Genomic DNA, 19014 nt, shown 5'->3' with positions numbered 1-19014 from the left:
CCTCAACTTCAACCATGGCTGCAGTCCGGTCAACGTCGTTAGCCTGAAGCCGCTTATCGCGCGCGTAAGACAGCAACGTCTCACCAACTTCTATCCGCTGGCGTATGGCCAGCCTCATCCTTTATGCGCGTTACGCCGGAACCTGTTCCGGGAGCATGCCCCATCTGTTTAATCGGTCGCGTTAGCAACCCGCCATCAACACGGGCATGTTCACTGCAAACTCTCTATCGACAGGTATCGTACCTCCCTTGATTGCGTTGTCGCGATATCTTTCGGGCTCAGACTGACTTCAGTTGTGCGCCTTCGGGTATCACGCCGTCCTGCAAGTAGCGCCACAGCGCGATCGCGAGGCGTCGTGCTACTGCGACGATCGCAATGCGCCGCACGCGGCGATTCGGTCCCGTGCCTTGCGTGCGCTGGTTGAACCACTGCGTCAGTGCACTGCCAGGCTGGTAACGGATCCAGCACCACGCCATCTCAATCAGCAGTGCGCGCACGCGACGGTTGCCCTGCCTGCTGATCCCCTGGTCCACCTGGCTCTCGCCACTGTCGTAGGGTTGTGGAACCAGCCCTACGCAGGCCCCAACTTCGCGCCGGTTATGGAAGTCCCGCCAGAACAGCTCGAGCGCCAGACGCGAGCCACCCACCGGGCCAATGCCATTTAGCTGCGTCAGAAGATCGATCCTTTCGCGTGCGGGTGCGGGCAGGCCAGCGTGTTGCGTTTTCTCGAGTGCCGCGAGTTGCTGCACGGCCAGCGCCAGCCGTTCGCACTCGCGCAGCAGCCGCTCCCGCAGCTCGCGCGGCAGTGGCGCACCGTCGTGACACCGCACCTGGTCACGGGCGAGGCGGGCGGCGAAGGCCTTGTGGTCAACCTCATCCCAGCAGCCGAGCGTGACAAGCAGTTTGCGCATCCGGTCACGATGCTGTAGCACCTCCTTCTGCAGTTCCCCTCGGTCGCGCATCAGATGGCGGGACGCTTCGTCCTGCGGTGACGGCACGTGCACCACGTGCATGCGGTCGCGCTCGCCGCAGCCACGCGCGCAGGCTGATCACCAGCCTGATTGCATCAAGCCGGTCAGTCTTGGCACGCCGCTTGTGGCGCTCGACCGGAATGCTCGCTGGATCGACCACATGACACTCGATACCGCGTGCCCGTAGCGCCCGATAGATCCAGAACGCGTCCTGGCCGGCTTCATAACTCACGACAAGGTGCACGCCCGCGGGCAGCGACCACTTCAGCTTCTGTCGTTCGATCACTTCCAGCACGGCCTGTAGGCGCGCGGGGGCTTGCGGTTGCGCTACGGTATACACCGCCGGCTGCTCCCGCTGCCCGTCGTGCAACGCTACCTTCCACTTCGCCGCGGCGAGTTCGAGTGACACCGCTAGCGCCGGTTCCTCAGTACGCGTGTATCCCTGATCTGTACGCATGATGCTCTCCCGTGAGCAAACCTCGGTACGCCGATTTTAGGCGTTAGCCAGTCGACGACTTGGACGCTTCATAGGATCTGTTTTCAGCGCGGTTGTTCACGCGCGCGCAGGCCTTCACGAACACGTGCTTCACATTCGCCAGCTCAGGGATCTCTGTTTTCGCGGCCGGGTAGCTGCGCAACTGGTCGGTGACGATTTTCTTCGGCGCCGCAGGACAGGCCGCCAACACCCGTTTGAAGAAGCGTTTGGCAGCGCCTTGTCGCGGCGCTTCTGAAGCAGGATGTCGAGTTCAATGCCGTGCTCATCGACTGCGCGCCACAGCAGCCAGGGCTCGTCGCGCAGCGTCACGAACATCTCGTCGAGGTGCCATGTGCTGCCCGGCTTGCGCCGGACAGTCCTGACCTGATGTGCGTATTTCGGCGAAGCCGAACAGAGATTTCGGTTGATGTCGAACAGGGTTTTCGCTGGAAGATGAACACGCGTTTCGGTTGAAGTCGAACAAAGACGCTGGTGTTCCGAAACGGTTGTTCGATTTGCCGAAACACCTGTTTGGATTCCAGGAATGAGTGTTCGGCAAAAGCGGCTCTAATCTGGCTGCGTTGCACGCGGTGAACGCCGAGCGAGAGAGGCCCATCACGATTCGTCAAGTCAAGTACCTGAATAACGTGGTCGAGCAGGACCATCGGGCCATCAAACGCATCACCCGACCGATGCTGGGCTTCAAGGATTTCCACTGCGCGCGCGTCATTCTGAGTGGCGTCGAATTAATGCACATGATCAAGAAAGGGCAGATGAAATGTCGGGGCGAGACTCCGCTGTCTCCCGCACAGCAGTTCTACTCGCTCGTTTCATAAGCAATCCTCCGCATATCACCGCTGCTTGACCCGTTGACCTTACTGCGACAGAGCCCCGTCATCTGCCACAGTCATTCGGTGATGCGGAAGCGTTCGACGTTCTGATCCTTGAGCCATCGTGGCGCGCGCCCGCGCCCGCTCCACGTTTCACCAGTCTCGGGGTTGCGGAACTTCGCGGCCACCGCGCGGCCCACGTTCTTGCGGCGCTTGCCAAACACGTCCTCAGGCGTAAATCCGAATCCCCGACAGTCTCACGCACCTTCTCAAGCGCGGAAGCCGCCTCCTGCTGCCGCGCCTCCGCGATCAGCCTTTCAAGCTTCTCATTTTCCGCAAGCAGTTCTTTATATCGTGCCATCGTCTTGAATTTCCGTTGTGGATGATGGACGATTCTACCAGGCGCGAATCCCTGTCAAGTGCCTAACCGGGGCTGGCAGGCGCGAGGCGCTATGTTCGTTCCAGTCCTCGCCAGCGGTAGCTCAACTTCGACATTCGCAGTATCAGTCATCGATGAAAAGAATTTCTGTCCGCCGCTCCAGCGTTCACGGTCGCGGCGTCTTTGCGCTGCGCCCGCTGTTCGCCGGCGAGTTCATCCTCGAGTACACCGGTACGGTTATGAGCTGGAAGCGCGCGATAAGTCGCCATCGCCGGTTCGGGGAGGAGGGCCATACGTTCCTCTTTGGGCTTTCTGATGGGCGCGTCCTTGACGGTTCGCTCGGCGGCAACAGCGCGCGCTGGCTTAACCATGCCTGCGTCGCCAACTGTGAGGCCGTCGAGGATAATGGAAGGGTCTACATTCAGGCGGTGTCGGATATTCAGCCCGGCGAGGAGCTGTTCATTGCATACGGTCTCACGACAGAGGGGCACGCCTCGGCAGCAGTGCGAGCGCAGTATGCGTGCCGCTGCGGCCACCGGCGATGTCGCGGAACGATGCTCGCTGGTAGTTCATTGCGCTTTTCCGACTCATTCAAGGTTGAGCAGGCCAATTAACGAATCGACGCCAGAAAACCATGCGTCAACCGTTGTATGGTCCATCGAATCCACGATGAACAACTTGCCATCGCGTGCCCGCATCAAAATATGGCTGACATCATCGGAAGCACCAATGATGCACACGCCCTTGCTGGCCAAATCGCGTTCATCGGTTTCGCCTTGAATTGCTTCAGTGTTCCAGAGCCTCGGACCATATCCGTTTTCGACGCCTTTCGGATGCGCAGCCAGATAGGCTTCAAACTCAGCCGGAACGCCTACGCCGAAGGTCTTGGTGAACCCTGCGCGAAGCTCTCGCCGGTCGTTTGCGCACACGCCGTCTCACCGGAGATTTCTGGCTTACACTGATCGAGTGAAGGGTCCGTCATCTACACGGCGGCGGATCTGACGTGTGGATACGAGGGGACGTATGATGCGGATCGCACGTTCGAGAAAAGGGCGTCGAGACTTTCTTCGCAAGTCGGGCGTGGTGGCGTCTTCAGTTCTGCTGGCGGTTTGGCGTGAGCCCGAGCACGCACTGGCCGACGAGCTTTCGCCGACGCCCGCATGCAAAGACCATCCGGAACAGACACCGCCGCAAACGGAAGGGCCGTTCTTTTTGCCGCGCTCGCCGCAGCGCGCCTCGCTGCTCGAGCCGGGGATGCATGGCACGAAGATTGTTCTGACTGGCCGCGTGCTGTCCACGCAATGCACGCCGGCAGTGAGCGCGCTGCTTGATTTCTGGCACGCGGACGACAGCGGCGAATACGATGTCGACGGCTTCCGGCTGCGCGGCCATCAGTTCACTGACAGCCAAGGACGCTACCGCCTCGAGACCATTGTCCCCGGCCTGTATCCGGGGCGCACGCGACACTTCCATGTGAAGGTGCAGGCGCCGAACCGGCAGGTCCTGACGACACAACTCTATTTCCCCGGCGAGCAGCGCAATTCGCGCGATTTCCTGTTCGATCGAAGGCTGCTGATGACGATCGACGACCGCAGTGATCGCAAGGCAGCCCAGTTCGATTTCGTGCTGAAGCTCGGGTAGCTCCAGTTGACGGCTCTGATGTGATGGACGACTCCCCCAGCGAGGCCGGAAGGCCTATGCCAAAGTAGAGATGTCGTTACTCGCCTTTAGGGGAAAGGAGCGTCCCTCACATCAGAGCCTTCCGGTCCAGCCCCAGGGGTTCACTCCAAACTACGGCCTGAAGTGGGTCAATTCTCGGTGAACGTCAGAAGCTGGTGCAACTCGCCATGACGCCGACCCAGCCCCGTCGTCTAGTGTCGCATTTGGACCGTCATTCACACGCGCTCAACCCCGAGAGTCAGGATTTAGGTGCCAGCGTGGAGCGGCAGCGGGATAGTACGTACCTGCTGCGTCGGGGCGCTTAGGGTCTTGGAAACAATTCCAATCGAACGGCACCTCGTCGATGCCTGTCAGGTGGTGATAGCGCAGGGTTGCATCACGGTGCACAACACTCAAGGAGCGCCTTGACGTCGGTCACCGGTGCGGCGCACGTGCGATTTCGGCACACGTAGGCGGCAGGCCGGCCCTTGACCGGGTGGCGCCCCCGGCCGATTGGTACGTCTTCGGCAAAGGCCAGCACGCGCGCGGGGAGGTATGCGCGGTGAACGCTTGTTACGAGCGCGGCGGCGCCCGATTTGTCGCCCGCAAAGACGATCTCGAGCGGGCCGCGTTGCGCGAAGTCCCGGGCGGCAAGGAGGTGCGCGAAGCCGGCTGGCGCCCTGGCGGCTGCGACCTCGTATCTCCGGAATTCGTGTTCGGCGCGGTCACGGTAGAGATCGTGGCCGGTGAGTTCATGCAGGCGCAAGAAGGCAAACACGCTCGTAGAGATGCCCGACGGCCAGGCGTTGTCGTAAGGCGCGCGCGGCCTGTGCACCAATGGCTCGCCGTCGCACGGGGTGAAATACAGCCCGTCCTGCCAGAACTTATCGAGAATGAGTGCCGCGAGTTCGATCGCACGATCGAGATAGCGCTTGTCGAAGCAGGACTCGTAGAGGTCGAGCAGCGCGTTGCAGAGGAAGGCGTAGTCCTCGAGAAACCCCGGCACCTTGGCTGTCCCGTCGTTCCAGGCCCGATATACGCCACCGTCGGGCAGGGTCAGCTTGCCCTGGATGAAATTCGCGGCGCGCTTTGCCGCGCTGAGATACTCGGGGATGCCCGTCGCCTGGAAAGCGGCACAGAGCCCCTCGATCATCAGGCCGTTCCAGCCGGTGAGAATGTTGTCGTCCCGAGCCGGGCGCACGCGCCGGCCGCGCGCCGCCAGCAACCGCTCGCGCCAGCCTGCCAGATGCGCTGCTTGCAGCCCATCCATCTCGACCGCGAAGTGGAGCACCGTAGCACCGTGTTCGAAGTTGCCGTGTTCTGTCACACCGTAGGCCCGGCATGCCAGTGCACCGTCGGACTCGCCGAGGACTGCCTTAACCTCGGCGGGTGTCCAGACATAGAATTTGCCTTCCATTCCTTCGCTGTCGGCATCTTCGCCGGCATGAAAGCCGCCGTCGGGGTGCGTCATATCGCGCAGAACGTAGGCGATGGTTTCCTCGAAGATGCGGCGCCACGCCTGCTTGCCGGTCAGGCGGTAGGCGTCCGCGTACAGCTTAACGAGCTGGCCGTTGTCATAGAGCATTTTCTCGAAGTGCGGCACGGCCCAACGTGCGTCGACACTATAGCGGGCAAACCCGCCGCCGAGTTGGTCATAGATACCGCCCGCTGCCATCTGGTCAAGCGTGCGTCCCAGTGCGTCAAGAAGCGTGGCCTCGCCAGTTCGATGATAGACGCGCAGCATGAGATCGAAGCAGCCTGGGTTGGGGAACTTGGGCGCGCCGCCCAGCCCGCCATGGACCGGGTCAGTGTCCCGTGCCAAGGCGCGGCCTGTCTCTGCCGGCAGATCCGCGACTCCGGTGGCTTCACCGCCCAGGTTCGCTTGATCGAGCTGTCGGAAACCCTGCCGAAACTGCGCAATGGTGTCGCGCAGCTCTTCTCGCTGATGCCGCCAGGCTTCGCTCAGACTCGTCAGCACGCGCACGAGCCCGGGGCGGCCATAACGGTCGTCTGGCGGGAAGTAGGTGCCGCCGAAGAACGGCTCTCCTTGCGGCGTGAGGAACACGGTGAGCGGCCAACCGCCTCCCTGTCCCATCATCTGGCTGACTTGTTGGTAGATGTCATCGATGTCGGGACGCTCCTGCCGATCGACCTTGATGCTGATGTAGCGCTCGTTCATCAGGCTGGCAATACGCGGATTCTCGAAGGATTCGTGCGCCATGACGTGGCACCAGTGGCACGCGGAATAGCCCACGGAGAGCAGCACCGGCTTGTTTTCCTCGCGGGCGCGGCGAAATGCATCTTCGCTCCACGGATACCAGTCCACCGGGTTCTCCGCGTGTTGGCGGAGGTAAGGGGAGGTTTCGGTGGCGAGTCGGTTCGTCATGGCAGTCTCCAGCCGGACTTACGCGCCGGTCGTGATGACAAATGTCGCGCAGACTCGTGCGCCCTGCAAGCGCGGCTGGCGGACTTGATACGAGCGTCATCAAACTGAATTGGACGGCTTTTGCGCTTCTTCTCAGATGTCCGAAGGGTCCTTGGGAGGAGGGTGTCTGCTATTTCTGACGCAGGTTATCGTAGAAGATGCCCTTGAGATGGCGGAGCAGACCGACGTTTGAAGCGGGCGACGCGTCATGTGGCGACCCGGTGCCGGCCGCCGCGTGCTAATGGCCGTTTCCGGAAGCTGGTCAATCGGCGCGTTTGAACACCATGAGACGGACGCGTCCGCCAGCAGGCGGCCATGAACGGCCGGTCGACATACATCCCTGGATTGTTGACACCCATTAGCGGGCCGGTGTCAAGTGAGCAATCCACATCCCCGGCTGCACCAGCAGCCGTTTCCCAGTTCTCCGAATGCAGCAGCCGACCGCGCCCGTTTCTTCATTTGCTGGCTGCGACGGAACGCGCCAGACACCCATCTGGATCAAGCGAAGGGCCATACTGCTGGTGCCTTTCGCCCTGGCGGCCATGCCGCCCCGGAAGAACTTTGGTGCCGTAATGCGTCCATGGGGTTCGCACAATTGCGTGGGCTGCCGGGTTGTCGGCGCCAATCCACAGCTGGCTCGCATTCCGGGCGATCCGCTTTTACTGCATATCGGGGACGGCGGCACGGCATCCCATTCAATCTCGGTGGCTGTTCGCCAGTCAACAATCAGGGCTTGCCGGTCGCCGTCGAAACTCTTATGCGAAGCAGCGCGTCATATCGAATGGTTTGTGCTCCTTCAGCATATGGAAGCATGCGCGGGCGAGCTTGTGCGCCAAGGCCTTGCGCGCCAGGATGGTATTGGTCTTGCCTTTCTTTCGCTCGTAGAAACGCTTGGCCTCGGCGCAATAGCGCAGTGCAAAATTGGCCGCCTCGATGAACGCCCAGGACAGATACGGGTTGCCATTCTTTGTGTTGCCTTCGCCTTTCTTTTTGCCGTTGCTTATACGCTGGCTGTCCACGCACCGCGCATAGGAAGCGAAGTTACCGGCGCTGGCGAAGCGCTCGATGGTGCCCACCTCCAGCAGAATGACAGTTGCAAGGGTTTGGCCGATGCCCGGCACCGTGGTCAGCAGGGTGTAGTCCGCGTCTGGCGCGACCTTTTGTTGAAGACGCTTTTCCACGATAGCGATCTGCGCGGAAAGCGTCGTGATGACCGCGACGTTGGCCCGAAGCGCGAGTGCGACGTCCTCTGGCAGGCGCATTTGTTTGATGGTTTCTTCGTCGAGTCGGATGACCTGATTGCTCGTGATTCGCTTGCCAAACTGGCGTGCCGTTATGTTCACCACCGCTAGAATGTGGCTCGTGCGGCTTCGCACGAGCTGCATGCGTTTCCTCGCAAGATCACGGACGGCACGCTGTTGTGGTGGCAGGATGGTGCCTGTCGGGAGTATCCCCAGGCGCAACAGGTGAGCCAGGTAGCGCGCGTCGGTCTCATCGCCACTGTGCTTGAGCCCATCGTATTTCCTGATCGCGGTGGTGTTGGCCAGATGCACCACAAAGCCGGCGGCCTGCAGGCCGTCGACAAGCCAGTACCAGTTATACGTCGATTCGATTACGACGCCAGCCAGCTCGGCTTGCCACGGGGCAAGGAACGTCAGGATCCTGGCCAGCTCGTTCGGCAGCCGCTTCTCGGCGACCACGCGGTCCGTTTCGTCGATCACGCTCACCACGCTGTTGTTCGAATGCAGGTCAATGCCGCTATAGTTCATGACGGGCCTCCTTCCGGTTAAAGCGCTGTTGGCAAACTCACTTTAACCCGGCCACCCGTCAGGGCGGCCGCGGAGGCCCGCTAGATGATTTTCAATCGCTATCTCGAGCGGGAGCAGCCACCGGGTAGACTAAGGCCTCCAAAACAGTGGTGTGACAGACGCTGAAGGACTTAAGCCGCACGAACGCGGCGACCCGGAAGATCCTCTGACCATGGAAGGAAAGGAGACCTCATGCCAAGCCTCGAGCGAGCGCGACCGGCCATGCTGATCGACTCTGTCTGGCGTATGGTGCTTCGCCTCGGCTTTCGGCTCGCCCGCACCTGGTGGTACCTTCGACGGCCTCACCATGAGGGCGCGCTTGTAGCAATCTACGTCGGGCGGGCGCTGTTGCTGGTGAAGTCATCGTACCGGGCCGAGTAGAATTTTCCGGGCGGTAGTGTCCGGCCCGGGGAGACGCCTGAGGCAGCAGCGCAGCGCGAAATGGAGGAGGAGATCGGTCTCCCGTCGTACCCGTTACTCCCTGCGGGCAGTGCCTGCGGCATCTGGGACGGGCGAAGAGATCGGGTGCATTTCTTTGAACTGCACCTCGATTCACTACCCGAGCTGCGGCTTGATAATCGTGAGATTATCGCCGCGCAGCTGGCATCGCGGGACGAATTGCGCGGCATGGCGCTGACGGAAGCGGTCGCTGCTTATCTTGGCGGAAATCTCCGCTGGTAGTAGCCAGCCTCGGCGGCCGGCTTGACCGCGGGTTTCTCATCGGCAGGGTGAACATGCCCTGCCAGCGGAGGTCCAATTTATTGTTGTCTTCGACAGGTTTCCGCCATGTTTCCCGCTTCGTTTGTCCACGCTCACGCTGCCCACGCCGATTGGCGGGTGGCCTTGGCCGAGTGCCAGCGGCAGGTTCAAACCCAGATTGCGGCCCGTGCGGCACAGCAAGACGAATCCGCACCGTTCACGCTCGGTTGGTGTTACCTGAGCGACTATTACGCACCCGCGTCCGAGGCGATCCTCGATGAACTGCAACGGGGTCAGCCCGGCGTCGCCTGGGTCGGTACGGTAGGCGTCGGCGTGGCCGCCAGCGGCATCGAATATATCGACGAACCGGCCTTGGTGCTGATGGTCGCGCCGCTGCCACGGGAATCGTTCCGGCTGTTTTCCGGTCTGCAACCACTGCCTCCGACATCCTCCGGGTTTGTGGCACATACCGCGCTGGTGCATGCCGAGGGCAGCACGCCGGACGTGCAGGAATTGCTGCACGAACTGAGCGCCCGCACGACCACGGGTTATCTCTTCGGCGGGCTATCCTCGGCGCGAAACCGTCCGTTACACATGGCGGATCGCGTGTTCACCGGGGGTTTGTCCGGCGTGCTCTTCGGCCCTGAGGTCGGTCTGATCTCGCGCGTAACGCAGGGCTGTCAGCCCATCGGGCCGGTGCGCAACATCACTCAGGCCGAACGCAATCTGGTGGTCACGCTGGACGGCATGCCCGCACTCGATTGCGTGCTGCAAGATCTTGGACTCGACCGGGATCTGCCAATCGATGCGTTGTCGCAGGCGCTGTCCACCACCCTGGCGGGTTTGAGCATCGGCGCCGAAGACGTGCCTAAAGGGCCTGGAAAGTTCGGCGCGGATACGCTCGTGCGACACCTGGTGGGCGTGGATCTCCAGCACCGGGTCGTGGCGATTGCCGATCTGGTCGAGCCCGGCATGCATCTGGCCTTTTGCACGCGTAACCCCGAAGCTGCCAAGGTCGATCTGGTGCGCATTACAACGGAAATCCGCGCGGAACTGGAAGGCGGCAGGGCGGGGCACATGTCGGGCGCCCTGTATGTCAGTTGCTCGGGACGGGGCGGCCCGCACTTCGGAGCGCGGCATGCGGAGTTGCAGACGGTGCGAAAGGCGCTAGGTGACGTGCCGCTGGTGGGATTCTTCGCCGGCGGCGAGATCGCAAGGGATCACCTTTACGGCTACACCGGGGTATTGACGGTCTTTACGAGCCGGGACTGAGACCCGAGCTGTGTTGATTTTTGCTCCGTAGCAGGAAGGAGACCCGTACCAGCTTTGTCCACCTGAGGGATGGGCCCATATGAGAGGACCGGTCGTTTGAGTGACGCGTCACTGGCCCCATATCGGAGCAGCTACTTAAACGACGCGGCGCTACTCCTCGAAGTCTACTGAACACTTGCCTGAACATGCATATAGACTCGGAATTCTTCCGATAACCGCTGACGCACATCTGCAAATCGAGGCGGATGTCCGCGCCTCGATCGTCCCGGCGGTTCGGCCCGGTACGCCAACAACCATTCGTCCGTCGCGCTGACAGATCCATGCACGCCCTCTTCGAACCATGGCTTGTCAATGACGCGTTTGGCGACCCAGGTGTATACGTGGACTTTCGCGACGAGCGGCGGGGCCTCCTTTTCGATCTCGGCGATATTGCCAGGCTGCTGCCGCGCCAACTGATGCGCATATCACATGTGTTTGTCACCCATACGCACATGGACCATTTTTCGGGCTTCGATCATCTCTTGCGTGTGACGCTCGGGCGCAAGGCTGGCATCGTGATGTTTGGCGGACCCAACTTTCTTGCACAAATCGAACACAAGCTGAGCGCCTATACCTGGAACGTTGTGCATCGTTACGAGGTCGAGCTGGTGATCGACGCGCGCGAAATTGGAGTGGACGGAGGCGGGCAGCGCGCACTCTTTTCAAGTCGGCGACGGTTCGCCCCCGAAACCGTTCCATCCTTTGACCGATCAGGTGACGTGGTGTACGACGAAGCAACCTTTCGCGAACGTGGCCGCTTTGTCGATCATGGCATCCCGTGCGTTGCGTACGTGCTCGAGGAGAAGGCCCGCGTCAACGTCGCGAAGGACCGGCTCGCGACGCTGGGGGTGTCGACGGGTGGGTGGCTGCGCGAACTGAAGCACGCGGTGCTGACCGGCGCCCCTGACGAGGCAATAATTGACATGCGGTGGCGCGACCGGCGTGGCGAGCACGCCATGACCCGGCAGGTTGGCGAACCGCGTCACCTGATTCTCGACATCGTTCCTGGACAGCGCATTGGCTACGTAACGGACTTGCGCTACACGGAACCGAACATAGAGACGCTGTCGCAGTTGATGCACGACGTGGACCTGCTTTTAATCGAAAGCGTATTTCTTGACGAGGACAAGGCGCATGGCCTGCGCAAGAATCACCTGACGGCCCGCCAGGCCGGTCTGATCGCGCGCCGGATCGGAGCCCGGGCGGTTGTGCCGTTCCACTTCTCGCCACGATACGAAGGACGCTCGGCAGCACTGATTGCAGAAGTGCAGGCGGCATGGTCCGCTACGTCGGCGCTGGTTGGCGAAAGGCCTGGTTAGACCCGGGATGCTTCACTACCGATCGCTCGCTCATCGTCCAGGGTGCGTATTCCACGCAAAGAGAACAGCCATTCCACTGCAAAGTGAATCGTGATTCCACGGCAAAGAGAACAAGGATTCCACACCATCGCGAACAAGCTGAGCGCAGCGACGCGGGACCTTTGCCTTTTTACTCGGACTGCTGCTTCGCGGTCAATCGGCTACGCGTCTTGCGCAGTGATTCGCCCGCGAGCGTGATGCGATGTGCGTTGTGCACGAGCCGGTCGAGGATCGCGTCGGCGACGGTCGGTTCGCCGATCGCTTCATGCCAGTGATCCACTGGAATCTGGCTGGTGGCGAGCGTGGATCGATGTCCGTGCCGGTCATCGAGCACCTCCAGCAGGTCGCGCCGCGCGGAATCGGTCAGCGGCGCCATGGCCAGATCGTCGAGAATCACGAGATCCGTCTTGGCCAGTTGCGCAAGCCACCGCGCGTAGCGCCCGCTGCCGTGTGCGATCGCCAGTTCCTCGTTCAGTTTCGGCACGCGCAGATAGCAGGCGGAGAACCCCTGACGGCACGCCTGGATAGCGAAGGCGCAACCCAACCAGCTCTTGCCGAGCCCGGTCGGGCCAACCACGATCAGGTTCTGCCTCTCCCGAAGCCACTCACCGGTCAGCAGTCGGGCGGTGAGTGCCCGGTCCAGGCCGCGGGCGGTGCGATAGTCGATGTCCTCGGGCGAAGCGTCGGGGACCTTAAGTCTGGCCCGGCGCAGCCGGGCCGCCGTTTGTCGCGAGTCACGTTCACTGGATTCACGCTCGACCAGCAGCCCCAGACGTTCTTCAAAGCCCAGCCGGTCAATGCCGTCCTGGGACTGTTGCTCGGCAAGCGCCGCCGCCATGCCGGGCAGGCGCAGCGCGTGCAGTTTGTCGACAGTGGGATGTTGCAGCATAACGACTCCCTTTCAATGATAGTAAGACGGCCCGCGCACGTTGGCGTGCATGAGCGGCAGGTCAGCCTGGGCGGGAGCCGCTTCGGGCTCCCGGTCCAGGCCGTTCTTCAGCGTCGAGGCAATGAACCTGTAGTTCGGCGCTTTCAGATCGATGGCGCGGCGGCAGGCGGCTTCGAGCCGGTCGCGCCCGTAGTCCTTGCCCATGCGCAGCACGCCCAGGCAGGTTCGATAGGATTGTTGCGGGTGCTTGCGGGCGCCCAGCAGGTGCTGGATGACGGCCGCCGTATGCGGACCGACGTCGGCGGCCCAGTTGCGCAGCCGCTGCGGATCCCAGCCTTTCGCGACCGCCAGGTGCTCGGGTGGCATGTGTGCGTCGATCGTGGTGTGGTGGCGAGCTCGGGCGCTTTTGCCGTGGGCGGCAATGCGCTGGCCACGATGGAAGATTTCGACGGTGTTGGCCGTGTGACGCATGTCGACCTGCTCGCGCGCGTAGCGGTACGGCACCGAGTAGTAGTGCTGATCGAGCTCAACGTGGTAGTCCGGGCCGACGCGTGCAACCTTCCATTCCGCGTACTGATACGGCCGCTCGGGCAACGGCCTGAGCGCCGGGCGATCGATCTCGTCGAAGACGCTACGGCGGGATCCGGGCAATTTCTTGAAGGGCCGGTTGTTCAGATCGGTCAACAATGCGGCGACCGCCCGGTTTGCCCCGTCCAGACTGAAGAAGCGCTGATTCCGCAGGCGGGCGAGGACCCATCTCTGCACCAGGAGAACCGATAACTCTGCTTTCGGCTTGTCTCGCGGTTTTTTACTGCGAGCCGGAATCACAGCCACGGAGTAATGCCTGGCCATTTCCTGGTAGGTTGGATTGATGTCCGGATCGTAGAACCCGGGCTTGTGGACGCCCGATTTCAGGTTGTCAGGGACCAGGATTTCGACCAAGCCGTCATAGAACGCGAAGGCGCGCACGTGCGAGCCGATCCAGTCTGGCAACTGCTGGGTCCAGGTGAGTTCCGCGAAGGTGAAGCCGGACACGCCGAGCGCAGCGACGAACAACTCGGCCTCGCGGATTTCACCGGTGTCCGGGTTGATGATGCCCAGCTTCTTGCCCGAGTAGTCGACGAACAGCTTCTGGCCCGGCACGTGCGTTTGCCGCATCGTGACCGGCAGCCGCTGCGCCCATTCCTGGTAAGCCTTGCAAAACCAGCTGTAGCCGCAGCCGTCCGGATGCTGCGCCTTGTATTCCTGCCACAGCAGATCAAGCGTGACGCCTTTCCTGCCGATCTCGCGATGCACCGTCGGCCAGTCCGGCATGCCGCGCGTTGGCTCGCGCCGCGCCGGCGGCGGATACAGCCTCGCCTCGAGCGCCGCGTCGTCCGTCAGCAGTTCCGCTGGCAGCGGCCAGCCCAGCCCTGCCAGCCGCGTGCGGCGCAGGTAATGCCACACCGTTGTTGTCGAGGCGCCGACCGCGTCGGCGATCTCCCTCTGGTTGCGGTCGCACTCGAAATGCAGCCGCAGCACTTCCCTGATTTTGCGCATGGTCAACCTGACATTTGCCATTCGGCACTCCCGACAAAACCGTCGATCGTGCCACCGTTGACCCACGTCGCCGCCACCCCGAAATCCTGTTCGCGATGGCGTGGAAACCCTGTTCTTTCTGCCGTGGAATCGGCATTAACTTTGCCGTGGAATTCGTGTTCTTTTTGCCGTGGAATCCCTGTTCACTTTGGCGTGGAATATTCAGTCCAGGGACCACTTTGGCCACCCGGCCACAATTGGTAAAGGGGAGGTTGCCCGCGACGTTGCGATCGCACAAGGTTGCAAGGTCGAATGGAGCGCGTATCGGATGCCGCATACGGTGTGCGAGGAGGAGATCGAGGCGCTGCGCATGTGGCTCGGCGCGGGCCTCGCGCCGGGTTAAACGCTGTGGCGCAAAACTTGCGGTGCCCGGCATGCCCCGCATTGCCATGAAAGACGATGGCTGTACCGCGCGCGGCTTCGGCCGGCTCGGCCACGAGACCCCGGGAGTTTTGTGGTGTCGCTTTCCCCTGCTTGGCCACCGGCAGAACGCATTCTGCGCAACGCTGCCTCCAACCTATAATCATTGTGTTGGACGAGCTCTCTGTTGACGCAATGAGTGGCTGCCAGGACAAAATTCGCGGAGATGGGTATGCACTTCGAAGCGTTTTCCTTTGGTTCCATCCGTATCGATGGCGTTACCTACCAGCATGACGTGGTGATCGACCATGGGCAGGTTCGCAAACGCAAGAAGAAGCCATCCAAGGCGTTCCGCGAGGCCTTTGGGCATACACCGCTATCAATGGCAGAGGCGATCCCATGGAAATGCCGGAGGTTGGTGATTGGCACCGGTACTGGAGCATTACCGGTGATGGACGAGGTCAAGCACGAGGCCGAGCGTCAACAGGTCGAACTGGTGATCCTGCCGACGGCGGAAGCCATTGCCAGACTGAAGGAGCAACCCGACGAGACCAACGCGATTCTGCATGTCACGTGCTAGGCGCAAGGGGCGCGGTGCGAGTCTGCATTGAACATGAGCAGCATTTGGTATGTCAGGTGAGCCCGTCCATCATGGGTCACGCGGTCAGTCTGCCGTTTCGAAATCCGATCCATGGACGTCGGGCCAGTCCTCAACAGCTCGAGGCGCCGAACGCTGCTCGCATTTCATGACGTAGCGACGCAGCCGGGCACGCTGCCAAGGCACGCGTCGAGGGGAAAGTGGGAGCGCTTCAGAGCGCCCCGTGGTAGTTCGCATCGTCTGGCCGACAAGCCGATTGAAACGCCACAGTTCGCCAGAACGCCTTGTCGCGAAGCGCGTGGCGGGCAGCCCCGTTACAGTGTCGCTATAAACTCGTCCCACCCCGTCGCTAGCAAGGTCTCGGTGGTGGCGTGTCCGGAGGCGCGGATGATCAACGCCACTCGCTCGACCTGTTTCAGGTCGTCAGACTCGACGATGTCCACCACATCGAAGCGGCCGAGTGTCAGATAGCTGTCTTTCCAGGTTACGGCAGGGCATTCAGCCTTGATTTTCCCGGCCACCGTGGCGGCGAGCTGTTTCATGTCCTTGGGATCTTTGAACGCGTCAGGAGACAAACGGCTGAGGATGACGTACGTGGCCATGGAATACCTCCGTGCAAAAAATTGACCCGCAATTGGGCACGGCAGTCACACCGGAACAAACGGCCTCCCGTCAAGCGGAAGGGCGCCGGTGCTTCTTGATTATAGTGACCCACGTCCATGGCGACTGAGGCGCGGGACGCATCCTGTCAGGGCAGGGGACGTCCCGGCATCTGACCGTGCGTGGGGTTGTCGCCAACGGCAGTTGAGGGCCGTCGGCGTCGGCTGCGACGGGCAGGGTGCGGCCAATACCGGTCCTTCGTAATCGATTGGCGAACGTCTGCTGATCGGTGACGAGCCGCCATTTGGCTGCGATTCGTCGTACGTGCCAGTTTCAATTCAAGCGCCGCGTGCGGCGCTCAGATTTCGTATCGAATGCAACGTGTCAAGGCGTCGCGATATTCACGTTCCACGTGTGCGCTTTGATGCGCAACATGGAGCCTTCCCTCTGTGCAACGAGTAAAAAGTTTCCGCTAACGTCCATGGTCCGATCATCCGGTACGTTGATATTCCCAGTCCAGGTTCCCGATTCCCAAGCCACGTTACCATCAGATGTGCAAAACGCTTGCTGCATTTCCAAATGGTTCCAGACTTTGGTTGCCACTTCGGCCCATTCTTCGAGTCCCTTTCGGCCGGAAACGGCTTCCTGCCCCGCTGGGATGAGAATGGCGTCTTCGGCAAACAGAGCCAGCCAGCCGGGCGTATCGTGAGAATTGACTGTATCAATGAACCTACCGTTTAACGCAGCAAACGCTTGCGAGATGTCCATGGTTCCACCTCCTTAATGCATTGAGGCGTGAGAGGATGTTCAGTTCTTCGCGTTTAACGCCCAACAATCGCGATATGCACGCCGTGAACCTTCCGGTTGGTTAAATATAATCAACTGAAAAGGTTAATGCCAGCGGGGCTGGCTTGATGGATCGGACAAAGGACAGCACGGCTCGTCCGATCTGAATCGTCCTTCGCGAGAGGTAGGCGAGGTTGCGGCGGAACGGCCGCTTTGGAGCGCGGTGGTGACGTTGGCAGAAGCCAACGGAGGGGCAGAAACGGGTCGAGGCCGTGTGAAAACGAATGCGTAATGCGGTGCTCGAAAAAATTGACCCTCCAGATCGCTCTGTGTTGGCCTGGTGGCAACTCGGGAAGGGTAAAGCGACACCCAAAAACCGAGTACTTTTGCGTTTTCACACGGGTGCGCCGGGAGACCGGCAAGGAGTAAGTGGTGCAAGTCCACTGCGATGAAGGAATAGCGAACCACATCGGCCCCGAGCCGTGCGCAGGCATCCGTGAGGATGTCGACGAAGCGTCGGCAGGGGTACGTGCAGGCCAGCCATTGAGCCACGATAGAAAACTGATTCCGGGTGCCGACGCTGTCTGTGTAGCGGAAGGCAAAACGTCCGAGCGCGCAATCGCGAGCGCCCGGATGACCCGGCGTGGTCGTAGAACCTGGCATGTGCGCACGCTCCTTGTTCGGGAACCGGGAGATCTCCAGTCTGGCCTGTTGCAGGATGGACAGGTCCGCATCGGGAAGGCGAGGAGCCGTAGCCGATGATGAACGGACGGGAGAAGTCAGACTCCGCCGTAGTAGCGATGAAGCCTGCGAACAAGGCTGGGGAACCAGCTGCGGAGTGGGCGGAGCCAAGGGCGGGGACCGAGGGGAGCACGGGTCAGCCACACACGCACCGGGCGCAGAACCGGGCAAGCGTGCCACAGGGGCTGGAACGTGTACGGCAAGCTGCAAAACAGCGGAAGAAGGAACGGTTCACCGCGCTTCTGCATCACGTTACGGCCGACCGGCTCCGAGGGGCATTCTTTGCGCTTAAACGCAATGCGGCTCCCGGAGTGGATGGCCTGACGTGGCGGTACTACGAGGCGGGACTGGAAGAGAATCTCCAGCGCCTGTACGCGCAGGTACAGAGCGGAGCGTACCGGGCACTGCCTGTTCGGCGACAGTACATACCGAAGCCGGACGGCAAACAGCGCCCGTTGGGGATTGCCGCGCTGGAAGACAAGATCGTCCAGCGTGCGGTGGTGGAAGTGCTGAACGCGATATACGAGGAAGACTTTCTGGGTTTCTCGTACGGGTTCCGGCCCGGGCGTAGTCAACATGATGCGCTGGATGCGTTGGCGACGGCCATCACCCACACCCCGGTGAACTGGATTCTGGACGCGGATCTTCGGAGCTTCTTCGACTCGGTTAGCCAGGAATGGCTAGTCCGTTTCATGGAGCACCGGATCGGCGACCAGCGCATCATCCGTCTTGTGCGCAAGTGGCTCAAGGCGGGTGTTCTGGAAGACGGAGAGCTTAGCGTCAGTGAGACAGGGACACCACAGGGATCAGTGGCTTCACCGCTGTTCGCGAACGTGTACCTGCACTACGTCTTCGATCTCTGGGCCAACCGGTGGCGACGGCGGGAAGCCAAAGGCAACGTCATCATTCTGCGATACGCAGATGACATCGTTGTCGGTTTCGAGCACGAAGCTGACGCGCGGCGATTCTGGGACGCGATGCGTTTGAGGCTGGAGGAGTTCTCGCTTGTGCTTCACCCGGACAAGACGAGGCTGCTGGAGTTCGGCCGCTATGCAGCGGTCAACCGCCAGAGCCGGGGTCCTGGCCGACCGGAGACCTTCACCTTCCTGGGTTTCATCTTTATCTGCGGCAGGTCTCGTCGCGGGGCTTTCCAGTTGCAGCGGAAGACCCGAGGGGATCGCATGCGGGCGAGACTCAGGCAGATCAAGGAGGCGCTACGGACGCGCATGCACGAACCGATTCCAGTGCAAGGGCAATGGCTCAGGCAGGTAGTTCGCGGATACTTTGCGTATCACGCGGTGCCTACCAACTCGCGGGCACTCGGCGCATTTCGACATCACGTCACCGCTCTATGGCGGCGCACGCTCCGGCGGCGCAGTCAGAAGGACGCCATGACGTGGGAGCGAATGAGACGAATCGCCAATGCCTGGCTTCCGCCCCCTCGAATCCTTCATCCGTGGCCTGACCGGCGCTTCGCCGTCAAACACCCGAGGTAGGAGCCCGGTGCCCGAATTGGGCACGCCGGGATCTGTGCGGGGGGTGCTCAG

At 61.5% G+C, this 19014-nt stretch carries 15 protein-coding genes and 5 pseudogenes; 9 read left to right on the top strand and 11 right to left on the bottom strand.

Annotated elements, in window-relative coordinates; all coding sequences use genetic code 11:
- Positions 1-278 precede the first annotated feature (278 nt).
- Together OKW41_RS22975 and OKW41_RS22970 are read right to left on the bottom strand one after the other, a co-directional pair.
- A pseudogene (locus tag OKW41_RS22975) lies at positions 279-1428 on the bottom strand (IS110 family transposase).
- A gap of 79 nt (positions 1429-1507) precedes the next feature.
- A pseudogene (locus OKW41_RS22970) lies at positions 1508-1830 on the bottom strand (DDE-type integrase/transposase/recombinase); the annotation flags it as partial.
- A 173-nt stretch (positions 1831-2003) separates the two neighbouring features.
- Here OKW41_RS22970 and OKW41_RS22965 point away from each other — a divergent pair.
- A pseudogene (locus OKW41_RS22965) lies at positions 2004-2282 on the top strand (DDE-type integrase/transposase/recombinase); the annotation flags it as partial.
- 71 nt (positions 2283-2353) lie between these two features.
- Here OKW41_RS22965 and OKW41_RS22960 read toward each other — a convergent pair.
- Positions 2354-2500, bottom strand: a complete 147-nt coding sequence (locus tag OKW41_RS22960) for an H-NS family nucleoid-associated regulatory protein (RefSeq protein ID WP_429574059.1) — start codon at positions 2498-2500, stop codon at positions 2354-2356.
- A gap of 289 nt (positions 2501-2789) precedes the next feature.
- Between OKW41_RS22960 and OKW41_RS22955 the strand changes: the two genes are divergently transcribed.
- A complete protein-coding gene (locus OKW41_RS22955) occupies positions 2790-3269 on the top strand; it encodes an SET domain-containing protein (RefSeq protein WP_429574058.1) in 480 nt (159 codons plus the stop codon).
- Here the strand turns inward: OKW41_RS22955 and OKW41_RS22950 are convergent.
- Positions 3243-3584, bottom strand: coding sequence for a hypothetical protein (locus OKW41_RS22950; RefSeq protein WP_429574057.1), 342 nt, complete (start codon positions 3582-3584; stop codon positions 3243-3245). The genes OKW41_RS22955 and OKW41_RS22950 overlap by 27 nt on opposite strands.
- A 94-nt stretch (positions 3585-3678) precedes the next feature.
- On the opposite strand from OKW41_RS22950, the gene OKW41_RS22945 reads away from it, so the two are divergent.
- Positions 3679-4296, top strand: coding sequence for an intradiol ring-cleavage dioxygenase (locus OKW41_RS22945; protein WP_429574056.1), 618 nt, complete (start codon positions 3679-3681; stop codon positions 4294-4296).
- Between the two features lie 415 nt (positions 4297-4711).
- On the opposite strand, the gene OKW41_RS22940 is transcribed toward OKW41_RS22945, so the two are convergent.
- On the bottom strand, positions 4712-6700 hold the full coding sequence (locus tag OKW41_RS22940; RefSeq protein ID WP_429574055.1) for a thioredoxin domain-containing protein: 1989 nt from the start codon (positions 6698-6700) through the stop codon (positions 4712-4714).
- A gap of 794 nt (positions 6701-7494) precedes the next feature.
- Entirely contained in the window at positions 7495-8508 is a 1014-nt protein-coding gene (locus tag OKW41_RS22935; RefSeq protein ID WP_429574054.1) for an IS110 family transposase, read from the bottom strand.
- Positions 8509-8739: 231 nt separating this feature from the next.
- On the opposite strand from OKW41_RS22935, the pseudogene OKW41_RS22930 reads away from it, so the two are divergent.
- The 3 genes and pseudogenes from OKW41_RS22930 (at position 8740) to OKW41_RS22920 (ending at position 11876) form a co-directional block, all read left to right on the top strand.
- Positions 8740-9228 (top strand): annotated as a pseudogene (locus OKW41_RS22930) (NUDIX domain-containing protein).
- A gap of 105 nt (positions 9229-9333) precedes the next feature.
- The gene (locus tag OKW41_RS22925; protein ID WP_429574053.1) at positions 9334-10518 is read left to right on the top strand and encodes an FIST signal transduction protein; all 1185 of its coding nucleotides are present in this window, start codon (positions 9334-9336) and stop codon (positions 10516-10518) included.
- 320 nt (positions 10519-10838) lie between these two features.
- The gene (locus OKW41_RS22920) at positions 10839-11876 is read left to right on the top strand and encodes a ribonuclease Z (RefSeq protein ID WP_429574052.1); all 1038 of its coding nucleotides are present in this window, start codon (positions 10839-10841) and stop codon (positions 11874-11876) included.
- A gap of 169 nt (positions 11877-12045) precedes the next feature.
- Here the strand turns inward: OKW41_RS22920 and istB are convergent, their stop codons facing one another.
- Positions 12046-12804, bottom strand: a complete 759-nt coding sequence (gene istB, locus OKW41_RS22915) for an IS21-like element helper ATPase IstB (protein WP_342960893.1) — start codon at positions 12802-12804, stop codon at positions 12046-12048.
- A 12-nt stretch (positions 12805-12816) separates the two neighbouring features.
- Positions 12817-14364 carry an IS21 family transposase gene (istA, locus tag OKW41_RS22910; protein ID WP_429574051.1) on the bottom strand — a complete coding sequence of 516 codons (1548 nt, stop codon included), beginning with the start codon at positions 14362-14364 and terminating at the stop codon, positions 12817-12819.
- A gap of 148 nt (positions 14365-14512) precedes the next feature.
- On the opposite strand from istA, the gene OKW41_RS22905 reads away from it, so the two are divergent.
- On the top strand, positions 14513-14725 hold the full coding sequence (locus tag OKW41_RS22905) for a hypothetical protein (RefSeq protein ID WP_429574394.1): 213 nt from the start codon (positions 14513-14515) through the stop codon (positions 14723-14725).
- On the opposite strand, the pseudogene OKW41_RS22900 reads toward OKW41_RS22905, so the two are convergent.
- Positions 14703-14840: pseudogene (locus tag OKW41_RS22900) on the bottom strand (alpha/beta hydrolase); the annotation flags it as partial. The gene OKW41_RS22905 and the pseudogene OKW41_RS22900 overlap by 23 nt on opposite strands.
- Before the next feature lie 134 nt (positions 14841-14974).
- Here OKW41_RS22900 and OKW41_RS22895 point away from each other — a divergent pair.
- Positions 14975-15322: an MTH938/NDUFAF3 family protein gene (locus OKW41_RS22895; protein WP_035470809.1), complete on the top strand. Its 348-nt coding sequence runs from the start codon at positions 14975-14977 to the stop codon at positions 15320-15322.
- A 332-nt stretch (positions 15323-15654) separates the two neighbouring features.
- On the opposite strand, the gene OKW41_RS22890 is transcribed toward OKW41_RS22895, so the two are convergent.
- Positions 15655-15942, bottom strand: coding sequence for a GYD domain-containing protein (locus OKW41_RS22890; protein WP_187639666.1), 288 nt, complete (start codon positions 15940-15942; stop codon positions 15655-15657).
- Positions 15943-16324: 382 nt separating this feature from the next.
- A complete protein-coding gene (locus OKW41_RS22885; RefSeq protein WP_429363490.1) occupies positions 16325-16708 on the bottom strand; it encodes a YybH family protein in 384 nt (127 codons plus the stop codon).
- Positions 16709-17484: 776 nt separating this feature from the next.
- On the opposite strand from OKW41_RS22885, the gene ltrA reads away from it, so the two are divergent.
- A complete protein-coding gene (ltrA, locus tag OKW41_RS22880; RefSeq protein ID WP_429574050.1) occupies positions 17485-18963 on the top strand; it encodes a group II intron reverse transcriptase/maturase in 1479 nt (492 codons plus the stop codon).
- Positions 18964-19014: the final 51 nt, after the last annotated feature.

It is taken from the genome of Paraburkholderia sp. UCT70 (assembly GCF_050434085.1).
GTDB classification, from domain to species: Bacteria; Pseudomonadota; Gammaproteobacteria; order Burkholderiales; family Burkholderiaceae; genus Paraburkholderia; species Paraburkholderia tuberum.
The sequence above is the reverse complement of the archived record's forward strand: the minus strand, read 5'-3'. Positions and strand labels throughout refer to the sequence as shown.

What these genes read in the sequence shown, in the direction of transcription:
- OKW41_RS22955 (WP_429574058.1), top strand. Translation starts at nt 2,790, where the DNA reads ATGAAAAGAATTTCTGTCCGCCGCTCCAGCGTTCACGGTCGCGGCGTC.
- OKW41_RS22945 (WP_429574056.1), top strand. Translation starts at nt 3,679, where the DNA reads ATGATGCGGATCGCACGTTCGAGAAAAGGGCGTCGAGACTTTCTTCGC.
- OKW41_RS22940 (WP_429574055.1), bottom strand. Translation starts at nt 6,700, where the DNA reads ATGACGAACCGACTCGCCACCGAAACCTCCCCTTACCTCCGCCAACAC.
- OKW41_RS22935 (WP_429574054.1), bottom strand. Translation starts at nt 8,508, where the DNA reads ATGAACTATAGCGGCATTGACCTGCATTCGAACAACAGCGTGGTGAGC.
- OKW41_RS22925 (WP_429574053.1), top strand. Translation starts at nt 9,334, where the DNA reads ATGTTTCCCGCTTCGTTTGTCCACGCTCACGCTGCCCACGCCGATTGG.
- OKW41_RS22920 (WP_429574052.1), top strand. Translation starts at nt 10,839, where the DNA reads ATGCACGCCCTCTTCGAACCATGGCTTGTCAATGACGCGTTTGGCGAC.
- istB (WP_342960893.1), bottom strand. Translation starts at nt 12,804, where the DNA reads ATGCTGCAACATCCCACTGTCGACAAACTGCACGCGCTGCGCCTGCCC.
- istA (WP_429574051.1), bottom strand. Translation starts at nt 14,364, where the DNA reads ATGGCAAATGTCAGGTTGACCATGCGCAAAATCAGGGAAGTGCTGCGG.
- OKW41_RS22895 (WP_035470809.1), top strand. Translation starts at nt 14,975, where the DNA reads ATGCACTTCGAAGCGTTTTCCTTTGGTTCCATCCGTATCGATGGCGTT.
- OKW41_RS22890 (WP_187639666.1), bottom strand. Translation starts at nt 15,942, where the DNA reads ATGGCCACGTACGTCATCCTCAGCCGTTTGTCTCCTGACGCGTTCAAA.
- OKW41_RS22885 (WP_429363490.1), bottom strand. Translation starts at nt 16,708, where the DNA reads ATGGACATCTCGCAAGCGTTTGCTGCGTTAAACGGTAGGTTCATTGAT.
- ltrA (WP_429574050.1), top strand. Translation starts at nt 17,485, where the DNA reads ATGATGAACGGACGGGAGAAGTCAGACTCCGCCGTAGTAGCGATGAAG.